At 40.6% G+C, this 21,022-nt stretch carries 13 protein-coding genes; 12 read left to right on the top strand and 1 reads right to left on the bottom strand.

The window, feature by feature from the left end:
- Nucleotides 1-11 precede the first annotated feature (11 nt).
- Both NF418_RS06785 and NF418_RS06780 read left to right on the top strand, forming a co-directional pair.
- Nucleotides 12-1,283, top strand: coding sequence for an MFS transporter (locus NF418_RS06785; RefSeq protein ID WP_256778953.1), 1,272 nt, complete (start codon nt 12-14; stop codon nt 1,281-1,283).
- 11 nt (nt 1,284-1,294) lie between these two features.
- On the top strand, nt 1,295-2,335 hold the full coding sequence (locus NF418_RS06780; RefSeq protein WP_256778952.1) for an ArsR/SmtB family transcription factor: 1,041 nt from the start codon (nt 1,295-1,297) through the stop codon (nt 2,333-2,335).
- Between the two features lie 673 nt (nt 2,336-3,008).
- On the opposite strand, the gene NF418_RS06775 is transcribed toward NF418_RS06780, so the two are convergent.
- On the bottom strand, nt 3,009-5,207 hold the full coding sequence (locus NF418_RS06775) for an LTA synthase family protein (RefSeq protein WP_256778951.1): 2,199 nt from the start codon (nt 5,205-5,207) through the stop codon (nt 3,009-3,011).
- Nucleotides 5,208-5,422: 215 nt separating this feature from the next.
- Between NF418_RS06775 and NF418_RS06770 the strand changes: the two genes are divergently transcribed.
- From NF418_RS06770 to NF418_RS06725, 10 genes are all read left to right on the top strand, one after another.
- Nucleotides 5,423-6,586, top strand: a complete 1,164-nt coding sequence (locus tag NF418_RS06770; protein WP_256778950.1) for a class I SAM-dependent rRNA methyltransferase — start codon at nt 5,423-5,425, stop codon at nt 6,584-6,586.
- Nucleotides 6,583-7,257: a type I 3-dehydroquinate dehydratase gene (gene aroD / locus NF418_RS06765; protein ID WP_256778949.1), complete on the top strand. Its 675-nt coding sequence runs from the start codon at nt 6,583-6,585 to the stop codon at nt 7,255-7,257. Before NF418_RS06770 ends, aroD begins: the two co-directional genes overlap by 4 nt.
- Before the next feature lies 1 nt (nt 7,258).
- Complete coding sequence (gene aroC, locus NF418_RS06760) at nt 7,259-8,425, top strand: chorismate synthase (protein ID WP_256778948.1); 1,167 nt, start codon at nt 7,259-7,261, stop codon at nt 8,423-8,425.
- 7 nt (nt 8,426-8,432) lie between these two features.
- Nucleotides 8,433-9,536: a prephenate dehydrogenase gene (locus NF418_RS06755; RefSeq protein ID WP_256778947.1), complete on the top strand. Its 1,104-nt coding sequence runs from the start codon at nt 8,433-8,435 to the stop codon at nt 9,534-9,536.
- Between the two features lie 12 nt (nt 9,537-9,548).
- Nucleotides 9,549-9,887 (top strand): YlbF/YmcA family competence regulator, encoded by a 339-nt coding sequence (locus tag NF418_RS06750; RefSeq protein WP_256778946.1) that lies wholly within the window; start codon nt 9,549-9,551, stop codon nt 9,885-9,887.
- Nucleotides 9,888-10,380: 493 nt separating this feature from the next.
- The gene (locus NF418_RS06745; protein WP_256778945.1) at nt 10,381-16,224 is read left to right on the top strand and encodes a discoidin domain-containing protein; all 5,844 of its coding nucleotides are present in this window, start codon (nt 10,381-10,383) and stop codon (nt 16,222-16,224) included.
- 196 nt (nt 16,225-16,420) lie between these two features.
- Nucleotides 16,421-17,566, top strand: coding sequence for an N-acetylglucosamine-6-phosphate deacetylase (gene nagA / locus NF418_RS06740; protein WP_256778944.1), 1,146 nt, complete (start codon nt 16,421-16,423; stop codon nt 17,564-17,566).
- Between the two features lie 22 nt (nt 17,567-17,588).
- Entirely contained in the window at nt 17,589-18,590 is a 1,002-nt protein-coding gene (gene lacD / locus NF418_RS06735; RefSeq protein WP_172000282.1) for a tagatose-bisphosphate aldolase, read from the top strand.
- 433 nt (nt 18,591-19,023) lie between these two features.
- The gene (locus NF418_RS06730) at nt 19,024-19,983 is read left to right on the top strand and encodes an ABC transporter substrate-binding protein (RefSeq protein WP_256778943.1); all 960 of its coding nucleotides are present in this window, start codon (nt 19,024-19,026) and stop codon (nt 19,981-19,983) included.
- Nucleotides 19,984-20,004: 21 nt separating this feature from the next.
- Nucleotides 20,005-20,979 carry an ABC transporter substrate-binding protein gene (locus NF418_RS06725; RefSeq protein WP_256778942.1) on the top strand — a complete coding sequence of 325 codons (975 nt, stop codon included), beginning with the start codon at nt 20,005-20,007 and terminating at the stop codon, nt 20,977-20,979.
- Nucleotides 20,980-21,022 lie beyond the last annotated feature (43 nt).

Raw genomic sequence — 21,022 nt, 5'->3', positions numbered from 1 at the left:
GGAGAATTGCTTTGAAAAAGTTACTCAACAATAAATTGTTCTTATCAAGCTACCTAGCGGATGTGATTTCCAACTTTGGAGACACGCTTTACTACCTAGCTTTGATGAACTATGTCTTGTTGCTGCCAGATACCAAGTTTGCCTTGGCCATGATTACGGTTTCTGAAACTCTGCCGATCTTGTCGGGACTTTTTATGGGAATCTGGGCTGATCGGACAAAAAATAAATTGGATACGATTTTGGCTACTCTGGTGTTTCGTTTTGTTCTTTATGCCCTCGTTGGCTTATTGATGGGATTTACACCAGCCCTCTGGATTGTAGCAGTCGTCTGTGTGGTCAACTTCCTGTCTGACCTGGCTGGTCAATACGAAAATGGCCTTTATATGCCAGTCAGCTTGCGGGTTGTGGCAGCGGAAGACCGTGAAACTGCCATGGCCTTTAAGAACACCGTGGGTGGCATCTTGATGATTGTCTTTCGATCCAGCGGTGCCATTCTAATCGGTTATATGTCTTACCAGAATCTTGCCTTTTTCAATGCTGGGACCTTCTTGGTCAGTCTTGCGATTATGGCAGGTCTGCGTCCAGCTTTTGCCAAGTTGTTGAAAGAAAATCCAATCCAAGAGGCTGACCAAACTAAAACAGAAGCAGGGCTTATCAAGGGAATTGGTCAGAGTCTCAAAGAATCTTATCAAGCCATTCAAAAGATTCCTCTGCTAAAGGTTTCAATTCTGACCATTTTGGGTATCAATACGGTTATTAGCGCCGTATCTCCCATGGTTATCCTGTCTATGAAGGAATTTTCAGACTTTGTGATTGTCAATTCTGGTATAACTCTTGCCTTGGTATTCAATCTATTTTCTGTTGGTTACATCCTTGGCTCTAGTCTAGGTATGGCTTTCTTCAAACATATCAGCTTATCCAATCTGCTCAAGTGTTGTACAGTTTTGTCGGTCATTCTGTTTGTTGGTTTTTATTTTCATAATATTTATATTGTGATGGCGACTATCTTAGTCACTACCATGACGACTGGCATTATCAATCCCAAATTGTATGCCCTGATAATGAATGAACTACCCGAGGATAAATTGGCGACCATCAATACAGGAATGGGGACCATATTTAATATCGGCATGCTTGCTGGTCAAGCCTTGGTCGCCCTAATGGTGACAATCTTATCTGTCACAAGCATTTCCCTCATCTTCCTCTTGCTTTCTGTGGGACTAGTAAGCTATACTATTCTTGTGGGGCGTAGGCCTAAAAATGAAGTAGTTGTTAAAGCTTAGAAAGTATGCGTATGAAATTAGATTACCGAGATTATAGAAGCGAGATTGTCGAAAAATTCTTTATTCCCTTGATTGTCAAGGAACGTGAAGAGCCGTTTGAGGCGGATTTTTCACAGAAAGAAAAAGACATTCTCAAAGATGCTTTGGAAATTCGAGATGAGATAGAGGAAAAGCTGGCGTATTATCGTCAGGAAGTCAATGAGGTCTTTGTTTGGGGACATATTTTTAACATTTTGCATAGTCTTTATTTCTATATCTTGAATGATGGGCAGGATCCAAAGACAGTTGAGGAAGCTTGTCAATTGATTTTAAAGCTGTCTCAAGAAGAAGTAGAAGATGCCATGCGGACCATGCTAGCGTCTGAAAATGACGGACATCGTGAGAAGACCCTCAGCCTCATGGAACTTTTGGAAAAAACGGATAAAAAGCCGGCAGATAAGTGGTACTGGTCATTGGCTATCCGCAATCCCCTGGAAACAGTTGAGCGGTCTGTCGATCTCCTGAACAAGCTGCTACCAATCTATCAGCCTTATTTTGAAGGGGCAAGAGCAGAGCGGGAAGCCTTTGCTAGAGACTTTGACATTGAGAAACTCTATCGAGACTCCAAGCAGTTAGCCATGACTAGCTTGGATAGCTTGGGTGTAGAAACTGCCCAATTCTTCGTTCTCAGTCCGTGGAATTATTGGTTTGCTTATTATGGCAATGAACAATTTGACCATATGAAAGTTGCTCTTTTAGCTTCCTGTCGAATTGATCAGATTATGCTGTCAAATGACGAGCTGGATCTGGATGATTTGACAACGGCTCTTAAAGTCATCAGCGATAGCACGCGCTATCAGGTCTTGGTGGAACTGACCAAGCCTCATGCCAAGAGCAAGGACATTGCAGAACGCCTGGCTATTACAGGGGCGGCAGTGTCTTTCCACACCCAGAAACTGATTAACGGCGACCTGCTTCTCTTTAATGCCAAAGACAAGAATGTCAAATACAGTGTCAATCGCGACTTGCTCCAACAGGTGATTGACAAGTTGAAAGAGGATTTTGATTTGTAAGAATGAAAGTATTATAGATCAAAGAATCAGAAACAGAACACATATGGCTTTTTGAATTTGAGAGCTCTAAAGATATTTTGAGATTGGGTCTGAGAAGTATAGTCATTTAGTTTACTCTTAGTACTAGGAAACGAGCTGCAGTCATAACTGGAGTTAGGTAAGGCGTATTAACTAAGTAATGGATGAAAACTAAAAGAAGATATGCAACTGACATGGGTATTCAAAGATGTTCTCTTTCCAATTCAAACCATTATTTTATGCAAAAATTTAACTGAATGTCGATACAAAAACACTCGCAAGATTAGGTTCTAGCGAGTGTTTTCTTTATTCATACTCTTCGAAAATCAAAATCAGACGTTGTTGCCTTGATTTGATGAGTGGGAGCGGGAAAGAACTCGACTGGTCAAAAAAGAGTTCGTCTTCCCGCCCCCGCACAGTTGATTAGGTCAGATTTGGAGTGTAAAACACGAACAAATCTGCCAATCAACCACTGCGCTGAGATGTTGACACGAACCCTGAGAAGCGAGGTTGGGCTTTTTGCCCAGCCTCAGCCTGTTACCTTGAAACAAAATAGTAACAGGGTTCTATCTGCTAAGTAGAAACGAACTACATTCGCTCTATTTCCAACCTCCAAAGGTTCCTCAAACCTTTGGAGCTACTCTGATTTTGATTTTCATTGAGTATCATTCGGTGTAGTTGAAGGAGTTGTTTCTTGACTTGTAGATGTACTTGAAGGATTTGATGTGGAGGAGCTGGATTCTGGACTTCCGTGCAATTCCACATAGCTTGGAGCTTTGAATAGGTGAGTAGTAGAGATGTTATTTTGTTTGCTATAAATACTAGTGGAGGCTTGTCCCCGTTCGTTTTCCTTGGCTAAAAGACTGGCTAAGGAATCAATATAGTTAAATGATTCTGGGGAAATTTTTTCTATATCGTTGGAAAAGAACCGAAGAAGGTCGCCTGTTTGAACGGCATCGCTAGCAGCTAACTGAGCTGCAACTCTTTCTTTGATAGCATCAATTTCTTTCTGGGTTTCTTCGTCTGGATTAGTAATCTCTAATCCACTTTCAGTGTAGTAGATTTTTCCCCCATAGCTAGTATAAGTTGGGGTAACGAAGGTGCCAGCTGTTCGGAAGGCTACGATTTGATCGCGGCTTGGGGACAATAAATCTTGTCCCACTTGGATAAATTGATCTGCTTTAATTCCAAGAAGATGTTCAATGGTTGGTAGGGAATCCACCTCGCCTCCATAGGTATCAAAGATACCTCCATTGGCCATTCCAGGAACGACAATCATATAGGGGACTCGTTGTAGCATGGCATTATCATACTCAGTCCAAGTTTGTGGGTCCTTATTGATCAATGGGGCTAATGAAGGATTGCGTGAGTTTGAGATTCCGTAATGATCTCCATAGAGAACAATTATAGAATTATCATAAATTCCTGCTTGCTTCATATAATCAAAAAAGGATTTTATGGCAGAATCCAGATAATTTGCAGTGGCAAAATAACTATTAATGGTTTCATCGTCCGTTTGGGCTAAAGGAAAGCCTTTTTCGTTTTCAGGCAAGCTACTTGTATAGGGATAATGATTGGATACCAAAAGATACTTGATGTAGAAAGGTTGCTGTAAATGTTCCAAGTATTGAATTGAATCAGTTAAGACAACCTTGTCATTCAGACCATATTGGAAAGAATTTTCCTCGGTTGGTTCTGAAAAATAACCTTGGTCAAAGAAGTAATCATAGCCCCACTGTTTATAGGTATTGTTCCGGTTCCAAAAACTTCCAGAATTGCCATGGAAAACAGCGGAAGTATAGCCTGCCTGCTGGGATAAGATATTGGGAGCTGCTTGTTGCGTGTTGCTCCCACCGTATTGAACCATATATGAACCTTGATTTAAACCGAATAAGGATGTATCTAGCAAGGTCTCAGCATCTGATGTTTTTCCTGCTTTCACTTGGTGGAAGAAATTTGAAAATGCCAAAGTTGACTTATCATGATATAAGGAATTTAGGAAAGGAGTGACTTCATATTCGACCCCGTCAACATTTAGTTTGTAGTCAATGATAAACTGTTGCAGACTTTCTAAATGTAAGTAGATAACATTTCTTCCTTTAGCAATTCCGAAATAACTATCGTTTGGAGCAGCATAATGAGTGTTCACATATTCTTTTACTGGTTCAAGATCGCTTGCGCTTGCACCTGAACGATCCTTATGAGCTGTATAGGTTTGGTTGGCATTGTAGCCCAGAAAGGCAGGAAGACCTAAGGCTCTGACGATATAGTTATTTGAAAAACCTCGTGATAGTAACTCTGGTCGATCAATTTCCGCAAGAAAGAGATTGACAGAGAATAAAAAAATAGAGAAACAAGAAATGGCTACACTTGCTTGTTTATTAAATGCTTGTGAATCCCACTTAATGGACTTGCGGTAAATTAAGATACCGAAAAAAATCAGATCAAGGAAATAGACGATATCCCAAGGACGGAAGAGTTTTAGAGCTGATTCACCTAGTCCAGCAGATACACTGGAGGTTGCTGCCATGGTAGATATGGAAATATAATCAGAGAACTCCCTAAAATAGATGGCATTAGAAAATAACCATAGAAATAGGGCAGAGTATATAGCTATAGCAAGAGAATAAAATACTTTTGTTGATTTAAAATATAGAGCAATCCCCATGAGAAGTAGACCTATAGGGACGGGGTTGATAATCGCAATAAAGTGTTGAAAAAATCCTTGAGCATCGAGATTGAAGTCGACAAAGTAAGCCCAGATAGATTTTATCCAATAAATAAGTAGGAGAAGAGCGATGCAGCCCAGCCTGGTTTGTAAATGATTTTTAACGGTATGAAACAGTTTTTTCACAAATAGAATCGCTTGTCCTTTCTTAGAAGTTAGTTCATTATACCATACTTTCATTGGAAGTAACATTTTTAGTGGGAATCTGTCGTAATACACTAGGGCTATCTGCTAGTTCCTTAGCTGAGTTTTATATAAAAATAAGTAGAGAATCATTGATCTTTTTTTCCAAGTAGAGGGTAGCTCTTGAAAAAATAGATATTAAAAAGTATAATAAATGTATGAAAATGAAGGTAAACCGTATTACTGAACAAAAGATAAATAGAGGTATTCAACTTCTTGATGGTGCTGATTTTGCAAAAATTCCAGAATTAGAAGACGAAGTTGTAAGCCTGGTTTCTCAGGATGGAAAACATCTTGGAAAGGCTTATCTTTCTCCTCAAAATAAGGGGATTGGTTGGCTATATAGCAATTCCCATGAAGAATTGACAGAAAATTTCTTTGTGAATCTGTTTAGGAAAGCTCGACAAAAGAGACAGTGTTTTTATGAGTCGGATTTGACCAACGCTTTTCGAATATTTAATCAAGATGGTGATGATTTCGGTGGTTTGACTGTTGACTTGTATGATACATATGCAGTTTTTTCGTGGTATAATACCTTTGTTTATTCGCTAAAAGACACAATAGTAGCAGCCTTTCAAGAAGTATTTCCAGAGGTGAAGGGGGCCTATGAGAAAATCCGGTTTAAGGGATTGGACCATGAGTCAGCCTTTCAATACGGACAAGAGGCACCTGAGTTTTTCACTGTTTTAGAGAACGGGGTTGCCTATCAAGTTTTCATGAATGATGGCTTGATGACAGGTATTTTTCTGGACCAACATGAAGTTCGGGGGTCTTTGGTAGATGGATTAGCAGCTGGTAAATCACTGCTCAACATGTTTTCCTACACAGCAGCCTTTTCCATTGCTGCCGCCATGGGCGGGGCAGTGGAAACGACTTCGGTTGACTTGGCTAAACGCTCGCGTGAACTTTCTAAAGCTCATTTTAAGGTTAATGGTCTAGAATTAGACAATCATCACTTTGTGGTGATGGATGTATTTGAATATTTCAAATATGCCAAACGTAAAGGACTGTCATATGATGTCATTGTCTTAGATCCACCAAGTTTTGCCCGAAATAAGAAACAGACCTTTTCAGTTGCAAAGGATTACCATAAACTGATTTCCCAGTCACTAGAGATACTAAATTCCAATGGAATTATTATTGCATCAACAAATGCAGCCAATGTGACAGTGGAGAAATTCCGTCAGCAAATCGAAAAGGGATTTGGTTCTATAAAGCATCGTTATATTGCTGACTATCGTTTACCAGCTGATTTTAAATTTAATAAACATGATGAAAGTAGTAATTACCTCAAGGTCTTTACGATAAGGGTAGAAAAATGAAAATAGTAGTACCTATTATGCCTAGAAATTTGGAAGAAGTAGATGCCCTTGATGTGGAGCGTTTAGCAGAAGCAGACCTCATTGAGTGGAGGGCTGACTATCTTCCGAAAGAAGATATTCTAAAAGTTGCTCCAGCTATTTTTGAAAAATGCAATGGCAAGGAAATTATTTTTACAATTCGCACGACTCGTGAGGGTGGCTATTTGGACTTGTCAGATCAGGAATATGTGGACTTGATTAAGGAAGTTGCAGCCCTCTATCAACCAGACTATATTGATTTTGAATATTATTCTTATCAGTCAGTCTTTGAGCAGATGTTGGAGTTTCCAAATCTTGTCTTGAGTTATCATAATTTTGATGAAACACCAGGCAACTATCTGGAAATCATGTCTGAATTGACTAGTCTTTCGCCTGCAGTAGTAAAAATGGCTGTCTTGGCTAAGAGTGAACAGGATGTCTTGGATGTTATGAACTACACTCGTGGCTTCAAGACCTTAAATGCTGAACAGACTTTTGCAACCATTGCCATGGGTGAGCTAGGAAAAATCACTCGGATTGCAGGTGTAATAACGGGTTCATGTTGGACCTTTGCAAGTTTAGATGAAGTATCGGCTCCAGGACAGATGTCTTTGGCCAATACACGCAAGTTTTTGGAAATTTTGGAGAATTAAAATGCGTTATTTAACAGCTGGTGAGTCCCATGGACCACGTTTGACAGCCATTATTGAGGGAGTTCCAGCTGGTCTTCCTTTGACTGCAGAAGATATCAATGCGGATTTGAAACGCCGCCAAGGTGGTTACGGTCGTGGAAGCCGTATGCAAATCGAAACAGACCGAGTTGAAATTACAGCCGGTGTTCGCCATGGTAAGACAACTGGAGCACCAATTACACTTAATGTGACCAATAAGGACCATCAAAAGTGGTTGGATATTATGGCTGTTGAGGATATTGAAGATAAGCTAAAAAGCAAGCGTCGGATTAGACATCCGCGTCCAGGTCATGCTGACTTGGTTGGTGGCATGAAATATCGTTTCGATGATTTGCGAAATTCCTTGGAGCGTTCTAGTGCGCGTGAAACAACCATGCGTGTGGCAGTTGGTGCCGTTGCAAAACGAATTTTGAAAGAGCTTGATATAGAAATAGCTAACCATGTGGTCGTTTTTGGTGGTAAGGAAATTGATGTACCAGATGGATTGACAGTCGCAGAGATCAAGGAACGTGCAGCTAAGTCTGAAGTATCTATCGTTAACCAGGAACGTGAAGAGGAAATCAAGGCCTATATCGACCAGATTAAGCGTGATGGTGATACCATTGGTGGTGTCGTCGAAACCATTGTTGGCGGTGTACCTGTTGGTCTGGGTTCCTATGTTCAATGGGATAAGAAATTGGATGCTAAACTGGCTCAGGCAGTTGTTTCTATCAATGCTTTTAAAGGAGCAGAGTTTGGTGTTGGTTTCCAAGCTGGTTACTTGAAAGGTAGTCAGGTCATGGATGAAATTCTTTGGTCTCAACAAGAGGGCTACACACGCAGAACCAATAACCTAGGTGGTTTTGAAGGGGGCATGACAAATGGAGAACCATTGGTAATCCGAGGTGTGATGAAACCAATTCCAACCCTATATAAGCCTTTGATGTCCGTTGATATTGACACGCATGAGCCTTATAAAGCAACTGTGGAACGTTCGGACCCAACGGCTCTTCCAGCAGCAGGTGTTGTTATGGAATCTGTCGTTGCTACGACCATTGCAACAGAAATCTTGGAGAAATTCTCTTCTGATAACATGGAAGAATTAAAAGCGGCGGTAGCTAGTCACCGAGACTACGTTAGAAATTTCTAGGTCAAGAATGAAAAAAACTATTTTGATTGTCGGTCTAGGACTGATTGGAAGTTCTCTCGCTCTCTGTATTCGCAAACAGCATCCAGATTATCATCTTTTGGGTTATGAACCCAATCAAGCATCAGCGAATATAGCCTTGGAAAGACAGATGGTTGATGAACAATCGGATAATCTAGCTGAACTAGCTTCTAAAGCAGATGTGATTTTGCTATGTGTTCCTATTCAGGTTTCGCTTGATTTGATAGAAAAACTGAGTCAAATGAACATGAAAGAAGGAGTTCTGATTTCAGATGCAGGCTCGACTAAGTCGGCTATTGTAGATGCTGCCGAGAAATTTTTGCTTCCCAAACACATCAATTTCCTTGGTGGACATCCCATGGCGGGCAGTCACAAGTCAGGTGCTGTTGCAGCAGATATACACTTGTTTGAAAATGCCTATTTTATCATGACTCCCTGTCAGGCTACAAAGGCAGATGCTGTTCCTAGATTGACTGATTTACTATCTGGAACAGGTGCCCGCTTTGTCCAAATAGATGCTTCAGAACATGATAAAGTAACTAGTCAAATTTCCCATTTTCCACATATCTTAGCATCTAGTCTGATGAATCAGGCTGGTGACTATGCAAAAGAACATCCTTTCACAAACAATTTTGCGGCAGGTGGTTTTCGAGATATGACGCGTATTGCTGAAAGTGAGCCGGGGATGTGGACCAGTATTCTCATGACCAATCCAGAAGCGATTTTGGATAGGATTGAGGAATTTCAAGATCGACTGAACCAAGTTTCAACCGTCTTGAAATCCGGGAATAAAGAAGCTATTTGGGAATTCTTTGAACGTGGTCGTCAAACCCGCAAGGCTATGGAAATTCATAAGCGAGCAGGGGTGGATTCCTTCTATGATTTATTCCTTAGCGTTCCCGATGAGGAAGATACGATTTTGAAGGTTTTGGAGGTTCTACGTGGAATTTCCATTGTCAATATCCGTATCAACGAAGAGAACCGTGAAGATATACACGGTATATTACAAATTACGTTTAAAAATAAGGTGAACTTGGAAGAAGCAGCTCAACGTTTGAATGAGCAAACGAATTATCAAATTTACCACGATTAAAGGAGAAAGTTAATGTCAACAAATATCTATGATATCGCAAATGAATTGGAACGTGCTATCCGCAACTTGCCTGAATATAAGGCAGTAGAAGTTGTTAAGGTCTCAGTTGAGGGAAATCCAGAAGCTAAAGAAATTTTGAATAGCTATATTTCTTTCCAAAAAGATATCCAAAACAAAATCCAATCTGGAGACATTCCTACAGAGGCAGATCAAAAAACTATGTTGGACTTCAATAAGAAGGTTCAGGCTAATCCACTATTGACGGAATACTTTAGCAAACAACAACAGTTGGCAAGCTATGTTGCAGATTTGGAACGCATTATTTTCCAACCTTTGAATGAATTGCTATAAGAAACAGCTGTAAAGCTGTTTTTTTGTATACACGAATGAATTTGCATTCAGCTAAGGACCTGAGGTGCTGTTTGCCTTGTATGTCATTTATAGCAGTTTGAATTAAAAAATGGCGATTTTGAGTTGTCAAGTTATGAAACCGCACCAAAAAATCTCTAGAATTTTCAACTTTATGAACCCTAAACATGTCCTGTTTCGAATTCAGTTTGATAGAGTCTTTCTTTTTATATTTTGTCAATTGGACTTGAGGGTGGGCTCAAGTCTACTGCCACTCCTAAGAGTTTGTCAATAAGTCTTTAATTCCAACATCCATCAATCTCTCAGTTACTTGGAGCAAGAACTAAAATGAAACCGAACGACAAAGGACCAATTCATATTCAATCGTTTTACTTTCTTTTAACATAGTTAGGAAATTCCTTGAAAACGCTTTTATTTTATGTTAATATAACAATAGGTAAATACACATAAAATAAGGATTCTTGGAGGTATCCGGATGAGAAGAAAAGAAAAAACTCATCTAGAACGTGCATACCGCTACTCTATACGTAAGACCAGTCTAGGGGTTGGTGCAGTTGTAGTTGGTGCCTTTTTATTTGCCAATACTCCTCATATAGTATTGGCAGACCAGCTCGAACTAAGTACGGAGAAACAAGTTGAATTGGAAAGTTCTTCAACGGTTGACGTTTCTTCTGAAAATACCCTGCTAACAGAACAACCTACTACAAAAGACTTGATTGAAGATCAAGCAATAGAAACTGGTCGTATGGAATTTGCAGTGTCTGAGGAAGCAAATTCAAGCACTGCTAATCAGAATGCAACAGTGAACTTAGTTGAGGGGAAGGCAGCAACTGCTCAAGCTTCTGGTGTTGAGCCTGGGACACAATATACACCTAATCTTGCATTTGATGGTGATGCTACTAGTCGTTTTTCTTCACAACACATGAAGACAGCCACTGACACTACAAATCAGACAGAACAATGGTTAAGTGTTGACTTGGGTGCCAAAGCCAAAGTAGAACGGGTCGAAGTTGATTTTTATAGGAAAGTCTATGCAACTGATTATGTGGTAGAAACATCAGCCAATAGGACAGATTGGCAAGAGATTGCAAGTAGTCAGAATTTACAAGCCAGCAATACTACGCAAAATCCTAAAGATGTCATTCAACTTGAGGCTGCTCGTGATGTGGAACGCTATCTGAGATTGAGATTTAAGAAACTTAATACCTTCGCTGCAGGTCATGCGGTATCCGTAAATGAAGTTCGCGTTTTTGGGCAATTTTTGACTTTAGAGACAGGAAATCAGGCTGGAACCGAGCAGCCAGCAACACTCCCTCAATCAGGAGATTCGACTAGCCTACTTACAGTTTCTAATATATCCCTCAATCGTCCAGCTACTAGCTCAGGAGTTGAGGCAGGTACTGGAACGACTGCGGAAGGTGCTTTTGATAACAACCCAAATACGCGTTACGCCGCTGCGGATATGAAGAATGGGACCAGTGAAAACACACCTCAACAAGCACAATGGTTGCAGGTTGATTTGGGGACACAAGCAAAAATAAGTTCCATTGAAGTAGATTATTATTTGCGGGTCTATGCAACTGATTATAAAATTTTGACATCTGCAACTGGTCAAGATGGTAGTTGGAGAGAGCTATATCACAATACACAACTAGCTCCAGATGCTCAAAAATCAAACCCAACAGATAAAATGGAGTTTTCTACACCGCTAACGTCAGACCGCTACCTTCGTTTCCATTTTGATAAGGTCAATTATTTTGCTGGAGGTAAGGCTGTATCCATTAAGGATATTCGAGTGAATGGTCAGCTTTTAGGGACAATTTCAACACCGATTAATCCGGCAACGAAACTTGAACAAGCGAGCCTAGCTGTGAGAGATGGTCGAGTTGTATTGACTAATATCGAAGCTGATGATGAATATAGCTATGAGGTTATTGGTTCTGCAAATCAATATGTGGTTGATAATAGTGGAGTTATTTCTAACTATGTTTTGAATGACCTAGATGTCAAAATGGTAGTTGCAGCTCGTCGCAAGGATACAGGCGAACTTGTTTCTACGGCTAAGCAAAATAAAACCATTCGCATCTCTTCTAATCATCAAGAAATCGTCAATGGACAGAATCAGAAACCAACCATTGCTTTGGAAATTCAAGAATTTCTGGCAGGTGAAGGCAAATTAAAACTTCAGTCTAGTGACAAATTTTATATTGCCTCTGATTATAAAAAGCAAGGCGAACTCTTCAACAAGGATTTGGAAACGATTCTTGGCTTTGGTCTAGGGACAGGCACTGAAAGTGATGCTAAAGTCCTATTCAAACTGACTCAAGATGATCCTTATAATCTAAAAGAAGAAGGTTATCTGATGAGGGTTGGTGATAAGATTGAGGTTTTTGCCAACAATGCCAAAGCCTTTAACTATGCTGCAGTAACCATTGCCCAAATGCTTCAAGCGGATGGAGAAATCACCAAAGGTGTCTATCGGGATTATCCAACCTATGCTATTCGTGGCATGCTCTTAGACGTGGCACGGATTCCGATGAGATTGGACTTCGTTCAAGAAGTGTCACGATTATTCAGATGGTATAAACTTAATGAACTTCATTTACACATCAATGATACCCAGTGGCCACCAGGATCTAGGGCAGATTTAGAAGGATGGAGAAAAACAGAGGCTGCGCATCGTTTGGAAAGCCAAGCTTTTCCTTCCCTTCATTTAAGTGACTTTAAGCATGATCGTTACGAGGGTGAATACGATTTCTATCGGGAAATTTACAAAAATCCAACCTATAGTTTAGATGCCTTTCGCATTTTCCAGGAAGATAGTCATGCTGCTGGTGTCAATATTCTAGCTGAAATTGATACACCTGGTCACTCTGCTGCCTATACATTGTATGCCATTGATAATCCAGATAAGATTGATTATCTGGGCAAGGAAATCAACTATCCTGGTGATTATGAACTCTTATCAATCAATGAAACCAATCATCCAGAGAGAACACAGGCTGCTAAACGCTTTATTACTGACTTATTAAATTCTTATTTGGATAACGATGTTTTTACTTATGGACATATCCATTTAGGTGTGGATGAGTATTGGAAACCAGATGGAAATAAGGAAAGTTTCCGTGCCTATATGAATGAACTGAATGAATTGGCAAAATCCAAGGGGAAAACAGTTCGGACATGGGGAGCTTTGACGAAATTTGATGGTAGAACCCCAGTATCAAAAGATATTATTTTCGATGAATGGGCACAGTATGAATCAGTAACCATGGATCGAATTAACGAAGGCTATAGGGTAGTCAATGTGCCACAGCCATTTACCTATGTTACACCAGGTCGAAACCACAAGGATATTATCAATGAGCAATATGTATATGATTATTGGAAACCAAATGTTTTCAATCTTGATATGCGGGATGCAAGTAAGCGAGCAGCCTTAGAGGGCGAGCCTCTCTTATTAGGTGCCAAGGGGGCCATGTGGGGGGATGAGCATGCTGAAGGTATTGAAGAAAGTGATCTTTATCATCGTTTGGAAAAATCTTTGGCTATGATTGGTTTCAAAACATGGAACCCGACATCGCAACGTTCCTTCATTGATTATCAGAAGGCAATCGAGGCAACTAGACTAAAGGATAATTATCTTCCGTTGGCTAGCCATTCAGAAGTCTTAGTTCACATCGATGCTAAACATATCGAAAACGAGAAAATCATTGACTTGAGTACAAATGGTCATGATGTTCAGGTTCAAGGAAATCTTGAGGTTGTTGAGCAGGATGGTGAAAAATGGTTGAAATTTGACGGTAGCAATCATCTGATAACAGACATTGAGACAATAGGCTTACCATATACACTTGAAATGACCTTCAAGCCTACCGACGTTGATCAAGGAAGTCTTCTTTTGAGTGAAGATGGAGCAATTTATCTGAATAAAAAAGGACGTAATCAAGCTGGTCAAGTGCAAGAGGGCTTGATGTTCAACCGATATTTCTATTCTCAACACATTCGACCAAAACTCGAAGTGGGACAAGAATACAAATTGACTTTGGCTGGTACGAGACAGGTCTTGTCTGTATATTTGAATAATGAAAAAATAGTCACCTTCAGCCATGATGTTAGTCCGGGTGTGGCAACTGGAACAGATAAGAATTTCCGCACAAGTTTCAATCTTCCATTTAAGGAAATCGCTAAAGGATTCAAGGGTTATATTAAAGACATCAAGGTTTACAATAGAACCAGTGCAACTGATGAGGTGGCTACTGATGATCTCAGTAAGGTCAATATTGCCCTTCATAAACCTGTTTATGATTATCGCCACAATTCCAACTTTTGGAATCAAGAAATTCGTCCTTACTACAAGTTACGGGTAACGGATGGTGATGTAGATGCCAGTGAGGGAAGATGGAATTCGAGTAACCACGATCGAGACTTCTTTATCATTGACCTAGAAAAAACTCAAAACTTCTCTGCTCTTCAAGTTTTATTTGATCCTCAACGGTTAGCCACTGCCTTTAAGATTCTGACATCGGATGATATGGTGAACTTTAGAGAAATCCATACAGTTAGCAATAATTCTCAGGCGGATTTGTCCATTTCTCTCTCTCCACAAACTGCTCGCTACATCAAGTTTGAAAGTGTGAATCGTCAGGCAGGAAAAAATGAGATTGCCGTCAAAGAGCTGAGAGTCTTTCAAGATCTAGCAAGGACTGAAAAAGCTAGCCTTGCTAGAGAGTTTGCAGAGAAAAAAGTAGAGCTAACTAGTGCAGATTGGTTACTGATAAATAATGTTTTAAAAAATAAATACGCAAGCAAAGAGCAGATTCAAGCTGCTAAAGCACGCTTATCTGCCTTAACCTCCAAGTCCTCGGTAGAGGAAAAACCTATTAGCGAAGAGCCAGTAAATCAACCGATAGACAAGACTGACGACAACCAGAATAAGCCAACCAATAAACCAGAAACACCACTACCTATGATTCAAGAAGAACTTCTCGCTCAGTTGGTAAACAAAGTGAATGCTTTGCCGGCCACTGAAGAAAATGCTGAGTCCAAGGCTATATTAGCAGATGCCTTGGCGACTATTGAACTGATTCGCCAATCTCCAACCAAGGAAAGTATCAATGCAATCAATGAATGGATTGAGACAGCCTTGGCAACATTTAATGAAACACCGCAGTCTGAAAATGACAAAACAGAGTCGGAGGTTTCAGACAAGGGGAATTCCTCAGAGCAATCAGTAGAAGCCCCAACTGACAAACCAAATGAGCAACCAGTTGATAGCTCAGCTGATAACCCAGTAGAAGCCCCAGCTGACAAACCAATTGAGAAGCCAGCGGATACTTCAGTTGATAAACCGGTAGAAGCCCCAACTGACAAACCGATTGAGCAACCAGTTGATAGCTCAGGAGATAAGCCAGAAGATGCACCATCAGACAAACCAACTGAACAACCAGTAGATGGCTCAGTTGATAAGCCAGAAGATGTACCATCAGACAAACCAAATGAACAACCAGTAGATAGCTCAGGAGATAATCCAGAAGATGCACCATCAGACAAACCAACTGAACAACCAGTAGATACTCCAGTTGATTTGCCTGTTGAAAAACCAACGAATCAGCCAATTATTGAAGAATTTCGTGAATTTAAGGATAGTAAGACAGGTTTGCGAGTTGAGTTGGCAAGAGGAGAAAGTAAGTCTATCGTTGCACTCAAAGTAGAGTTATTAGAAGCTGGAGGTTCAACTACCCCACTAGCTCTCCTTGGTCAAGATTTTGATCTGTATGATCTACAATTACTCGATCATGAAAATAATGTGATTGAGCCAAGTCAGGAAGTGTCGGTGGTTGTTCCGATTGATTTAGGCAAACAAGTTGCGAAGCTTGTATACTTACCGACTCTAGAACAGTCCCAAGTTTTAGACTTTACACCAACAGTTATTAAGAATGATAATGGTCAAGAAATCCCAGCTATTGCTTTCAAGACAAAACATTTTAGCTATTATGCTCTAGTTTATCAAGAAGTATCAACTCACGGTGAAGGGGTACAAGCTCCGGAATTACCAACTGGCGAAATATCCCCAGTTGAAACGAAGTTGATTACAGCCAAGGGAGAGAGTGTGAAGTACCATCTTCCTGAACTGGATTTGGATACCATAGCACAATACCATGCCATCTCAAACAATCAATCGGTTTCTACCAGAGATAGTTCAACAGAAAAGAGCTTGCCAAAAACAGGTGACCAATCATCTGAATTAAGTTTGGCAGGTCTCACCATGCTTGGCTGCCTTGCATTAGCTCTCCAAAAAAGGAAAGAGAAGTATTAGTCCATTCCCCTCTCTTATTTGAGTCCTTAGTAATCAAACAGGGAGGGAGAAGCAAATTTTTGGTATTTTTCTTAATTCGTATTTGCGAGAAGAAATTCTCATGAAAAACTTGACATTTTCCAAAATTCATACTATAATACAATTAATATATGGTTATAACCAGTTCAATAAACAATATATTGATTAAGGAGGGGCTATGGTCAAATATATTAAAGTAAAATCTATTGTATTAGCAGACAGTGAGGTTCAATCTGCTTATCTAGAACTAACAGAAGCAGGCACCTTCGGGCAGATTCTGACGGAAAAACCAGAAGGGGAAATCATTGATTATTCCGACTATCATCTGGCACCAGGTTTGGTGGACACCCATATTCATGGCTATGCATCTCACGATGTTATGGACAATGATTTTGAAGGCATCAAAGTCATTTCAGAAGGTCTCTTATCCTGCGGGGTAACTTCTTGGTTGCCAACAACATTAACAGATTCCACAGAAAATCTGGATGCCGTCTGTGAAACCATTGGAACCTATGCAGGGCAGGAAACAGGTGCCAAGATCCAAGGAATTTTCTTAGAAGGTCCCTTCTTTACAGAAAAATACAAGGGAGCTCAAAATCCCAAGTATATGAGCGACCCATCGATTGAGAAATTGGACAAATGGCACCAGCTTTCCAAAGGCTTGGTCAACAAAATTGCCATTGCGCCAGAAAGAGAAGGCGTGACAGAATTTATCGAATTTGCCAACAGCAAGGCCATTCATACAGCTCTCGCTCATAGTGATGCGACCTATGCGCAAGCAGAAGCGGCTGTAAAGGCTGGTGCAAATATTTTTGTCCATGTTTACAATGGTATGAGTGGGCTACATCATCGTGAGCCAGGAATGGTTGGCGCAGCCCTGAACTTAAAAAATGTTTATGCAGAAATGATTTGTGATGGTCACCATGTTCATCCAGCGGCAGCAGAAGTCGTTATTAAAGCGCGTGGCGCAGAAGAAACTGTATTGATTACAGACTGTATGCGAGCTGGAGGAATGGGTGAAGGAGATTCTCGACTTGGAGAATTTGAAGTCGTTGTAAAAGACGGCACAGCCCGCCTCAAGCACAATGGAAGCTTGGCAGGATCAATCCTCGAATTGATTCAAGCTGTTCAGCATGTGGTTGAATGGGGCTTGGTTTCCTTGCCGGATGCCCTTCGAATGGCATCTTTGGCACCAGCTCGTTCTGTCAACATCGACCATGTTTGTGGTCAGATTGCAGAAGGAAGGGCAGCAGACTTTATCGTTGTAGATGATGCAGGACGTTTGAAAGCCACCTACCTCGATGGAGTCAAACGATTCGGTTAATAAAATCCTTAGGAGGAAAAGAATGACAAAATTACAACTTTCACAGGCTAAGTTTGACCATATGACGCGCTTGTCAAACAGCGATCAGGTCATTGCGGCCTTGGCTATTGACCAACGTGGTGCATTGAAACGCCTTTTAGCAGCAGCTGCAGGTGGTGGAGAATTTGGAGATGATATTTTGATTGACTTCAAGAAAGTCATCTCAAGCGATTTGACCCCTTATGCAAGCTCCATCCTTTTGGATGCGGAATACGGTGTTCCAGCTTCAGAATTGCGCCATGCAGATTGTGGCTTCATCGCAGCTTATGAAAAAACAGGTTACGATGCCTCAACTCCAGGTCGTTTGCCAGACCTTTTACCAAACTGGTCAGCAAAACGCATCAAAGAATTGGGTGCGGATGCCGTAAAAATCTTGCTTTACTATGATGTAGATGACAAGCCAGAAATCAATGACATCAAGCATGCCTGGGTAGAACGTATTGGTAGCGAGTGTGTTGCAGAAGATATTCCTTACTTCGTTGAAATCTTGACCTACGATGCCAGCGACATGGATGTAACCTCTCGTGAATACGCAGCCCTCAAACCACACAAGGTCAATGGCGCTATGCGTGAGTTCAGTAAACCACGCTACAATGCAGATGTCCTCAAGGTAGAAGTACCGGTTAACATGAACTTTGTAGAAGGCTACACAGATGAAGAGCCAGTATATACAGTTGAGGAAGCCAAAGCCTTCTTCAAGGAGCAAACAGACAGTACTCACTTGCCGTTTATCTATTTGAGTGCGGGCGTGTCTGCGAAACTCTTCCAAGAAACCCTTGTCTTTGCTAAAGAAGCAGGTTCAAGCTTTAACGGTGTTCTTTGTGGACGTGCAACTTGGAAGGATGCAGTAGCTATATTTGCAAGCGAAGGGGAAGAAGCAGCTAAAGCTTGGTTGGCTGACCAAGGCCGTCGCAACGTAGAAGAACTTAACGAAGTGCTTGCAACAACTGCTCGTCCTTGGACAGAAAAAGTTGAGGTTAAATAAAAACTTTAGGAATTGGACAATCTCCAATTCCTTTTTTCATGAAATTTGTTAAAAAAGTTGAAAAATCTGAAAATTTAAGCAATTTTTGTTGACAAATTGTTTCAAATGATTTAAGATAGATGAGAATAAAAAATCATCAGAAAGGAAAACAGAAATGTTGCAAATGTGTCAGAAACTTTCAGCTAATCATACTTATTTCTACGGCTATTTTAGATAGTGTTTGTAGTCATGGTAAACATGGATGCAAACACGGGAACGTAAAGTTTGTATCTATGTGGCTGTAGTTGTTTTGACATGTGCCTCATAGATGATACATCTAAATGGCACAGTAATTCCTTCTGTTTTCATATACAGTTGAAATATAGGACCGTTTAGAGTGTAGTCTAAGCGGTCCTTTCTTGTTCATTTTTTATATATAAAAAGGAGATAAATCATGGGATTTAAAAAAATTATTCTTAGTTCAGTAACACTCTTATCAGCAATTACCTTGGCCGCTTGTAGCTCAAGTTCATCAGACACTGACTCTGTAAATGTTGGTATCATCCAGTATGCAGAACATGAGGCATTAACTGCGGCCCGTGAAGGTTTCGTGGAAGCATTGGAAGAAGCAGGCTACAAAGAAGGTGAAAACTTAACAATTGATTTGCAAAATTCACAAGGTGATCAAGCCAACTTGCAGACAATGGTTCAAAAGTTAGCTGGTAACAATGACCTTAACTTTGCTATTGCGACCCCAGCAGCCCAGGCCATGTTAAACGCAGATGCTGAAACTCCTGGTGTCTTCACAGCAGTTACTGATCCAGTGGAGGCCGGCTTGGTGGAATCTTTGGAAGCCCCAGGAGGAACCATGACAGGATCAATTGATGCGACTGATGTAGAGGGTCAGATTGACATGTTGCTCAAGGTTGTTCCAACTGCTAAAACTGTCGGCATTTTCTACAATTCTAGCGAGGTAAACTCTGAAGTTCAAGCTGAGCAAGCTAAAAAAGCTCTTGAAGCTAAAGGGATTAAGGTAGAAGTGACGACTGTTACTTCGACAAATGATGTTCAACAAGCCATCACTTCATTGGCTGGCAAAGTGGATGCAATTTACCTTCCAACTGATAACACAGTAGCCTCAACAGCTTCAACCATTGGTGATGTTTTGAAAGAGGCAAAAGTTCCAGCTATGGGATCTGACGCAGCGGTTATTGATGCAGCTCTCTTTACTTACGGTGTAGATTACCACGCAATCGGTGTGCAAGCTGGAGAATTGGCAGTTAAGATTTTGGAAGGAGAAAAGTCTGCTGATTTAGCAGTTGAAAAACCAAACTCAGCAGCGATTACAGTTAACGAAGAAATGGCAAGTGCTGTTGGTATTGATGCAGCAACCATTAAATTACTAGAAGAATAAACAGTTAGGAGATTGGATTATATGTATAATAAGCTAGTAAAAAAATTAGCAAGTGTTTCATTGGTAAGTGTAGCAGCTTTGACTCTTGCAGCTTGTTCATCTACTTCAGAACAAGCCTCTTCTGAAGCGGTTAAAGTTGGTGTACTTCAGTATATGGAGCACGAGTCATTGACAGCAGCGCGTGAAGGCTTTGTAGCTGAATTAGAAGCAAATGGCTATAAAGAAGGTGAAAAATTGGTCATGGATTATCAAAATGCCCAAGGTGACCAGGCCAACCTTCAAACCATTTCTGAACAATTAATCGGAGAAAATGACATTGTCTTAGCAATTGCGACACCATCTGCTCAAAGTTTGGCAACAGTGTCAACGGAAACGCCAATTGTTTTTACTGCAGTTACAGATCCGCTTTCGGCTGATTTAGTTGAAACTATCGAGAAACCAGGTGGCTTATTGACGGGTACATCTGACCAAGCTCCAATTGATAAACAAGTTGAATTGCTAGGTCAAGCTGTTCCAGAAGCTAAGACAGTAGGTATTTTGTACACTACCAGCGAACGGAACTCAGAAGTTCAAGTTGAACAAGCCAAAGAATTGCTAGAAAAAGCAGGTTATAAGGTAGTAGTAAAAGGAATCACATCTTCAAATGAAGTCCAAGATGCGACAACTAGCTTGATGAAGGATGTAGATGCCCTCCTCATCCCAACCGATAATACTGTTGCTTCAACCATGACAATGATTGGTGAATTGTCTGTAGAGTATAAGATTCCTGTCATCGGTGGTTCAACAGATATGGTGGACGAAGGTGGACTCTTGACCTATGGCACAAACTATGAGGCACTCGGTCGTCAAACGGCCAAAATGGCCATTAAGATTATTGAAGGTGCTAAGGTATCTGAAACAGCTGTAGAATATCCTGAAACAGTTAGCCTTCATGTCAACGAAGAAATGGCTGAGAAATTGGGTATTGATACTTCTAACCTTTCAGTAACAGAATAAAAGTGGTAGAATAGAACCTAGTTTTACTTTTATCAAATAAGGA

It is taken from the genome of Streptococcus suis (assembly GCF_024509555.1).
GTDB lineage: Bacteria > Bacillota > Bacilli > Lactobacillales > Streptococcaceae > Streptococcus > Streptococcus suis_AD.
The sequence above is the reverse complement of the archived record's forward strand: the minus strand, read 5'-3'. Positions and strand labels throughout refer to the sequence as shown.